Genomic DNA, 7,409 nt, shown 5'->3' with positions numbered 1-7,409 from the left:
GTAAGGAGAGATTCGAATGACAGAAGCAACAGTGACGATTGAGAACAAGACGGGGATTCATGCGCGTCCGGCTTCCGTTGTTGTGCAGACGGCCGCGAAGTTCAAGTCGAAGGTACAGGTCAAGGCGAAGGGGAAGACGGCGGACGCCAAGAGCATCCTTATGCTCATGAGCTTGGGGCTTGCCAAGGGCACGGAGATCACGATTGCGGCGGATGGCCCCGATGAGGCGGATGCTGTAGCGGCGCTCAAGGAGCTTATCGAAACGAAGTTCGGCGAGGAGTAATGAAAAAGCTCCGGGGTGGTTTCGCGTATGCCCCGGAGCTTTTTTTATAAGAAATCATCAAAATATATAAGTACTCTCGTATAAGGAAATATTTGCAAAGTCAATGAATGGGGGAGACGTATATGGCAGAGGGGTTGCGCGGCAAGGGCGTCATCGCCGGCATTGCAATCGGCAAGATCATGATGGCGGGGCAGAACATCGACGGCTATTTGAAGGGCTATCGACCCGGCAATAAGGATATAGAGAACCAAAAGATCAAGGATGCGATCAAGGCGGTCGTCGCCGTGCTGCAGGGGAATATCAAGACGCTGCAGGCGAAGGATATGGCGGAGCAGGCGGCGATCCTTGAGGCGCACCGTATGCTCGTCCAGGATCCGATGATGGAAGAGACGATGCACAAAAAGGTCGATGCGTTCTCGAACGCGCCTTTGGCAGTGCTCGATACGGCGAAGGAGCAGGCGGCTGTTTTCGAGCAGATGGACGATCCGTATTTCCGTGAACGCGCCACCGACATCCGCGATGTAGGCAAGCGTATCGCCAAGTACATCCTCGGCGTCAAGGAGCCGGAGATTGGCGACGATCCCGTGATCCTCTGCGGGCAGGAGATCGAGCCGTCCGTCATCGCGAACATCCCGACGGACAAGATCGCAGGCGTCATCTTGGGGCAGGGCAGCACGACGTGCCACGCTGTCATCATCGCCAAGGCGCGTGCTATCCCGACGGTCGTCGGCATCGGCGAGCGCCTTGCGGAGATTCCCGACGGTGCGCTCGTCGTCATCGACGGCGAGCGAGGCGATATTCTCGTGCGCCCCGATGAGGCGACGCTTGCATCTTACCGCGAGAAGATCAAGCAGCAGGAGGAGCGCAAGGCGTACTATGCCGAGCTTGCGCCGCTGCCCGCTGTCACGACAGATGGCGTGCGCGTCGAACTCTGCGCCAACATCGGCAACCACATGGACGTCGATGCGGCGCTCACTTATGGTGCGGAGGGCGTCGGGCTTTTCCGCTCGGAATTTGTATTCATGGGCAGGCAGGACATCCCGACGGAAGACGATCAGTTCAAGGCGTACAAAGAGGCGATCGAAAAGTGCGACGGCAAGATCTGCGTGATACGCACGATGGACATTGGCGGCGACAAGCCGCTGCCGTATCTCAACATCCCGCCGGAGGAAAATCCCTTCCTTGGCTACCGTGCGCTTCGCATCAGTTTGCAGCGGCGCGATCTCTTCCTGCCGCAGCTCAAGGCGATCCTTCGTGCCGGCGTTTACGGCAAGGCGGCGATCATGGCGCCGATGGTCATCAACGTCGCGGAGTTCAAGAAGGTCTTGGAGTTCGTCGATGAGGCGAAGCTTGAACTTTCGCATGAGGGCAAGGCGTTCTCTGAGAATGTGCAGGTCGGCATCATGGTTGAGACGCCGGCGGCCGCCATCATGACGCCCGAGCTTGCCAAGTACGTCGACTTTTTCAGCATCGGCACGAACGACCTCGTACAGTACACGCTCGCCGTTGACCGCGGCAACGCAAGCATTTCGTACCTTTACAACCACTTCAATCCCGCCGTCCTGCGCCTTGTCGAGCGTACGGCGCGCGCCGCCAAAGACAACGGGATATGGTGCGGCATGTGCGGCGAGATGGCGAGCGATCCCTACGCCGCTGTGCTTTTGATGGCGATGGGGCTGACGGAACTGAGCATGAGCGCACCGTCGATTCCGCGCGTCAAAGAGAAGCTGCGCAGCGTTTCCGCCGTGCGGGCGAAGGAAGTCCTCGCCGATGTCATGAAGATGGAGGATGGGGATGAGATCAAGGCATATCTGCAGAAGGTTCTCGCCTGATGCTGCGCCTTGCGGTACGTCAGAGAAATTTTATTCGAGGTTTGATCGCGGCGGTGTTTCTCGCCGCGATTCTCGTTTTTGCCGACCTCTTCGTCTTGAGCCGCAGCGCCGCCTTGATCTTCAATCATGCGATGGCGGATCAGACGATGCTGCGCGGTACGGTGACTGTGGAGAAGCTGCGCGCGAACATCTTGGGCGAGGTGCGCTTTGAAAATCTTGAGTGGAAGGACGCAGGCGGCGGTACGATCCTTTTCGTGCCGCGCGGCAGTTTTCGCGCCCGCCCCTACGATGTCTTGACGGGCAATTTGAAATCGACGACGATTCAGGAACTGACGCTCGACGGCGCCGTGCTTTCGATGGCGTTGGACGACGATATGCAGTTTGACTTTCTGCGTCATTCGCCGGAATTGGATGCGGCAGAAGAGGCGGCGCTCAAAGAGAAGGAGCGAGCGGAAAAAGAACGTGCGAAAGATAAAAATGCAAGGCGTGAAGATCTGACGGAAGCCGAGCTGAAAGCGCTCGGCGAGAAGGTGCGCGCCGAGCGTACGCAGGCGATGCACGAGCATCTGCGGAATTTTGACCGAGAGGGCAGGAAACTGCGTTTGAAGCTCGATCTTACGAACTGCCGCGGGGAGCTGTTTTATCGTCGCTGCCACTACCTTTTGCAGGGCATGGAAATCCATGCCGACATCAATACGGCGGAGGCGGTCGCCATCAAGGGGACGATCGTCGGACTTGGCGGCACGATGCGCGGCAATGGCATGACGATCAACGGCGCGGTTGACATGCGAGAGCCGGCGACTCCTGTCGCTGACCTCTCTGTGCTTGTCAGTGAGGTTGACCCAAGCTCCTTGGGCTTCGGCATGAATATCCGCGACAAGATGACGCTGTCCGTGCGCTTTACCGGTCCTTTGGCGGCGATGGAGGGCGCAGGTACGGTGCGGCTGCGCGATCTCCACATTCCGGGCATTGCTTTCAAAAATGTCGAGGGTATGGTGCATTGGCGCGATGCGAGGCTCGATTTCACCGATGTTACGGCGGATGTATTCGGCGGCAGGCTGTATGCTTATGGCGATTACGACCTCGATACGCGCTATTGGCATCTCTACGGACACGGCGAAGGGCTTGAAGCGGCGGAAGGGTTCCCGAACGGCTATTTGGACTGCAAAGTGGATCTCGATCTCGTGATCCGTTCGGCGGGCAGCACGCAGCGAACCGAGTACAGCGGCAGCTTTCGCTCGGGCGCGGGCACATACCGCTGGGTGCTGCCCTTCGTGAGTTTGTCCGGCACCTTTGACAGCGCATGGCGCGACCTGCGCTTTGGCGATCTTGAGATCGACTTCGGCGACGGCTATCGTGCGCGCGCTGCGACGTTTCGCAGGAAGGACGGCGAAGTGACGCTCGCGCCGATCGAGCTTTACGATGCCGAAGGCAAGCGCAGCGCCTTCGGCTGGAAGGAAAAATGGTAGGAGCAAATGCCGCTTTGTGTGGCGGCTGTTGGCAAAAATGAAAAATGACGGAAGCAAAAAGCGGGACGGCTGCAGGAATATCGTGCGGTCATCCCGCTTTTTATGCCTTGCAGGATGCAGCATAAATTCACCAAAGACGAGTTATATTAAATTTATGTCTGCATAAAAGAAAATTATTTTCCGAAGAAGGATTTTCGCCGTCTCTATCGAATATTGTAAGCGCAAGGCAGGAAAGCCCTATTTTTTTGTCGTTGGGCAAGAGAAAACGCGTGGAAAGCAGATTCTTTCCGAAAAAATCCGAAAATTTTTTATTGCCTATTGTGCAGGTTTATAGTATCATAAACAGCGTAGGGCTTTTAGCGACATTATCATAAACGGAGGGGTAATTGTGGAAATTCTTGTATGTATCAAACAAGTCCCTGGCTCGAACAAGGTTGAAGTCGATCCGGTGACGGGCGTCTTGAAGCGCGACGGCGCAGATTCCAAGATGAACCCGTACGACCTGTTTGCCCTCGAGTGCGGGCTCAGCCTCAAGGAGCAGTACGGCGGGCGCGTCAGCGTCATCACGATGGGACCGCCGCAGGCGAAAGCCGTCATCTACGAGGCGTTTGCTATGGGCGCCGATGAAGGTGCGATCATCTCCGACCGCTCGTTTGGCGGCGCGGACGTCCTCGCGACGAGCTACACGCTTTCGCAGGGCATCAAGAAGTTCGGCAAATTCGACCTGATTATCTGCGGACTACAGACGACGGACGGCGATACGGCGCAGGTCGGTCCGGAAGTCTCCGAAGCGCTCGATCTGCCGAGCGTCTGCAATGTCAAGAAGATCAATGGCGTCGAGGACGGCGGTCTTTTGGTCGACATGGAGATGGCGCAGGACATCGAGCATCTGAAGGTGCAGTTCCCGTGTCTCATCACGGTGCAGAAGGACATCGTGCAGCCGCGTCTGCCGTCGTACCTCAAGAAGAAAGCGACGGAGACGAAGGACATTCCGATGTTCACGCTTCAGGACATGGACGACAAGGACAAGAATCATTACGGCTTGAACGGCTCGCCGACGCAGGTCAGCCGCATCTTCCCGCCGACGTCCGACAAGGAGCAGGTCTCTTGGACAGGTTCGGCGGAAGAGGTCACGGACAAGATTATGGGTATGCTGAAGAAGAAGAAATTCATCGCCTGATCTTTCGAACCGAGCCGAAGAAACTGCCCGCAATGGCGCGAAGAGCGTGTCTTGGCGGGGGTCGAACAAGAACTGGAGGAAACGCAAATGGGGAAACTCATTGTCCATCAAGACAAAATCACCAGCACGGAGATCATGGAAGCGGTCATCGCCGTCTGCCCGTTCAATGCACTGGAAAACAACGACGGCAAGCTGGACATCAACGCAGGCTGCAAACTCTGTAAGCTGTGCGTGAAGAAGGGGCCGGCGGGTGTCATGGAGTTCGTCGAGGACGAAGTGAAGCCGTCGGTTGACAAGAGCAAGTGGAACGGCATCGCCGTCTACGTCGAGCATGAGGAAGGCGTGATTCACCCCGTCACGTTCGAACTCATCGGCAAGGCGAAGGAACTTGCGGCAAAAATCCACCATCCTGTGTATGCAGTATTCATTGGCAGCGACATCAAGGGCCGCGTCGATGAACTCAGGCACTATGGCGTAGACAAGGTGTTCTGTTGCGATGATCCCGAGCTTAAATATTTCAAGATTGAAACGTACACGTCCGCATTTGAGGCGTTCATCAACAAGGTGAAGCCGACGGCGATCCTCGTCGGCGCTACTTCCGTCGGCCGCCAGCTCGCACCGCGCGTCGCCGCTCGCTTCAAGACGGGTCTGACGGCGGACTGCACGATTCTCGACATGAAGGAGAACACGGATCTCGTCCAGATTCGTCCGGCGTTCGGCGGCAACATCATGGCGGAGATCCACACGCCGAATCATCGTCCGCAGATGTGCACGGTGCGTTATAAGATCATGAACGCTCCCGAAAGAAGCGAGTCGCTGACGGGCGAGGTCGAGGAGTTCACCGTCTCCAAGGACAAGCTCAAGAACCGCGTCGACGTCCTCAAGACGACGAAGAAGCCGAAGGAACAGAGCATCGAGAATGCCGAGATCCTCGTCGTTGCAGGCCGCGGCATCAAGAAGAAGGAAGACCTCGCGATGATCGAAGAGCTTGCAGAACTCTTGGGCGGGCAGGTCGCCTGCACGCGTCCGATGATGGAAAGCGGCTGGTTCGATGCGAAGCATCAGATCGGCTTGTCGGGCCGCACGGTTCGCCCGAAACTCATCATCACCTGCGGCGTATCGGGCGCGATTCAGTTCGTCGCCGGCATGAACAACTCGGAAAACATCATCGCCATCAATTCGGATCCGAAAGCTACGATCTTCGATGTGGCGAACTACGCCATCGTCGGAGACATCTATGAGATCGTTCCGCAGCTGATCGAAAAGATCAAGAAAGGGGAGGCCGTTGTAGCATGAGTACCTACAAGACTTTCGACGAAAAAGACCTCGAGGCCCTTGCCCAGATCGTTGAGCGCGAGCGCCTTCTTTGGAAAGATGAGATCAAGGAAGAGTACAGCCATGATGAGCTCAGCGCTGAGGCGCATTTCCCTGATGTCGTCGTGCGCGTGCTTTCGACAGAAGAAGTTTCCAAGGTTATGAAGTATTGCTACGACAACAACCTGCCGGTGACGCCGCGCGGCGCTGGCACGGGACTTGTCGGCGCAGCCGTCGCTGTGCATAAGGGCGTCATGATCGACACGACGCTCATGAATCATTTCCTTGAACTCGATGAGAAAAACCTCACGCTGACAGTCGAGCCGGGCGTGCTCATCATGGAGATCTATGCCTATGTCGAGCCGCATGGTCTCTTCTACCCGCCCGATCCGGGCGAAAAGTCCGCGACGATCGGCGGCAACATCTCGACGAATGCCGGCGGTATGCGCGCGGTTAAGTACGGCGTCACACGCGACTATATCCGTGCTTTGGAAGTCGTCTTGGCGGACGGTACCGTCATGAACCTTGGCGGCAAGGTCGTCAAGAACTCGACGGGCTATGACATCAAGGACATGATCATCGGCTCGGAGGGTACGCTTGCCATCGTCACGAAGGCGACGCTGAAGCTCATCCCGCTGCCGAAGAAAACGGTCACGCTTCTCGTGCCGTTCCCGACCTTGAAGCACGCGATCGATACGGTTCCCGTCATCATGAAGTCGAAGGTCATCCCGACGGCTGTTGAGTTCATGGAGCGCGAAGTCATCATGGACGCGGAAGAATTCCTCGGCATGAAGTTCCCGGACAAGACGGCGGACGCTTATCTGCTACTGAAGTTCGACGGCAATTCGACGGAGGAGATTTCGGGCTATTACGACGACGTCGCGAAGATCTGCCTCGATCAGGGGGCGATCGACCTCTTCATCGCCGATACGGAAGAGCGCGAGACGCCGATTTGGAAGACGCGCGGCGCGTTCCTCGAAGCGATCAAAGGCTCGACGACGGAGATGGACGAAGTCGACTGCGTCGTGCCGCGTGACTGCGTCAACACGTTCGTTGAATACGTGCATCAGGTGCGCGAGGATATGGGCATCCGCATCAAGAGCTTCGGTCATGCGGGCGACGGCAACCTCCACATTTACATTCTGCGCGACGACATGACGCCGGAAGTTTGGAAGAAGAACCTCGAAGAGGCAATGGCTCGCATGTATAAAAAAGCGCGTGAGCTGAAAGGTCTCGTTTCCGGCGAACACGGCATTGGTCTTGCGAAGATGTCCTACATGGGCGAGACGTATGCGCCTGAGAAGATCGAGCTGATGCGCGGCATCAAGAAG

General features: G+C 56.9%; 6 protein-coding genes. All 6 read left to right on the top strand.

The window, feature by feature from the left end; translation table 11 throughout:
- The first annotated feature begins 16 nt into the window (after positions 1 to 16).
- Positions 17 to 283: an HPr family phosphocarrier protein gene (locus tag ACTTKG_RS07840; protein ID WP_442673665.1), complete on the top strand. Its 267-nt coding sequence runs from the start codon at positions 17 to 19 to the stop codon at positions 281 to 283.
- Between the two features lie 122 nt (positions 284 to 405).
- On the top strand, positions 406 to 2,115 hold the full coding sequence (gene ptsP / locus ACTTKG_RS07835; protein ID WP_442673664.1) for a phosphoenolpyruvate--protein phosphotransferase: 1,710 nt from the start codon (positions 406 to 408) through the stop codon (positions 2,113 to 2,115).
- Positions 2,115 to 3,584 carry a hypothetical protein gene (locus tag ACTTKG_RS07830; protein WP_442673663.1) on the top strand — a complete coding sequence of 490 codons (1,470 nt, stop codon included), beginning with the start codon at positions 2,115 to 2,117 and terminating at the stop codon, positions 3,582 to 3,584. The genes ptsP and ACTTKG_RS07830 overlap by 1 nt, the downstream gene beginning before the upstream one ends.
- Before the next feature lie 388 nt (positions 3,585 to 3,972).
- Positions 3,973 to 4,764 (top strand): electron transfer flavoprotein subunit beta/FixA family protein, encoded by a 792-nt coding sequence (locus tag ACTTKG_RS07825; RefSeq protein ID WP_442673662.1) that lies wholly within the window; start codon positions 3,973 to 3,975, stop codon positions 4,762 to 4,764.
- 87 nt (positions 4,765 to 4,851) lie between these two features.
- A complete protein-coding gene (locus tag ACTTKG_RS07820) occupies positions 4,852 to 6,060 on the top strand; it encodes an electron transfer flavoprotein subunit alpha/FixB family protein (RefSeq protein WP_442673661.1) in 1,209 nt (402 codons plus the stop codon).
- A partial coding sequence (locus ACTTKG_RS07815; RefSeq protein WP_442673660.1) for an FAD-binding oxidoreductase occupies positions 6,057 to 7,409 on the top strand: 1,353 nt, incomplete at its 3' end. The genes ACTTKG_RS07820 and ACTTKG_RS07815, both read left to right, overlap by 4 nt.

Source organism: Selenomonas sp., assembly GCF_052169755.1.
GTDB lineage: Bacteria > Bacillota > Negativicutes > Selenomonadales > Selenomonadaceae > Selenomonas.
The sequence above is the reverse complement of the archived record's forward strand: the minus strand, read 5'-3'. Positions and strand labels throughout refer to the sequence as shown.